This is a genomic window from Streptomyces sp. SID5464 (assembly GCF_009862985.1).
Taxonomy (GTDB): Bacteria; Actinomycetota; Actinomycetes; order Streptomycetales; family Streptomycetaceae; genus Streptomyces; species Streptomyces chartreusis_D.
In genome coordinates this window covers 1-820 of record NZ_WWIQ01000076.1, presented here as the reverse complement: position 1 = coordinate 820, position 820 = coordinate 1, and the positions used below count along the sequence as shown (strand labels likewise).

The 820-nt window shown below is 66.0% G+C and carries 1 pseudogene; it reads right to left on the bottom strand.

Features of this window, described 5'->3' with window-relative positions:
- A pseudogene (locus tag GTY47_RS37475) lies at positions 1-820 on the bottom strand (protein phosphatase); the annotation flags it as partial.

Genomic DNA, 820 nt, shown 5'->3' with positions numbered 1-820 from the left:
CCGGCCGCGCGGGCGGGGTTCTTGCCCCACTGGTCCCAGGCCACCAGCGCCTTGCCGGTCTCCTTCATCGCGGTACGCGAGTCACGCAGCCAGGACGGCATGTCCTTGTCCGACGCCGTCCAGAACCACGTCTGCGCCCCGGGGATCGCCGTGATGGCCAGGCCGGTCGCCAGCTGGGCCAGACCCTTCCAGGCCTGCTTCATCGCATCCCAGCCACCAAAGCCGACCAGCGTGCCCAGGCCCTTGATCGTGCCCCAGATACCGTCGACGATCAGGCCGTCCCACACGAACGACTTCACCCAGTGGCCGACCTCGTACCAGTGGTGCTTCTCCTCCACCGGGTCGCCCCAGGGAAGCTTGGCGTTCTTCATGTCCTCGGCGTTGAAGCCGTACTGGTTCTTCTTCTTCGAACCGTCCCCGGCCACCATCTGCGTCCCGCCCCACAGAGCGGTGATCTTGTTGTGGCAGGTACGCTCCGCCGCCCAGAACGCCGCGACCGTCGCGGTGATCTCATCCCGCAGCTTGTTGTGCTCGTCGACCTTGTCCTCGTCGTACTCCCACTCGTCATCGTCCTTGACCGAGGAGACGAAGGCCGCCGCGTCCGTCTTCAGCTGCTTCAGCTTCGCCACCAGCGGACGGATTTCGGTGGCGTATGACGACAACGCGCCCGACACCTTCTCCAGGTCGTCGGCGAACGCGTCCGCCTTCTCCTTGACCGGCTTCGTCGTCGCGAACAACCGCTCCGCCTCCGGAGCGTGGTAGAACGCCGACAACCCCTGGAACCGCGAGTGGATGTCACCACCGGCATCCCGGACATGAC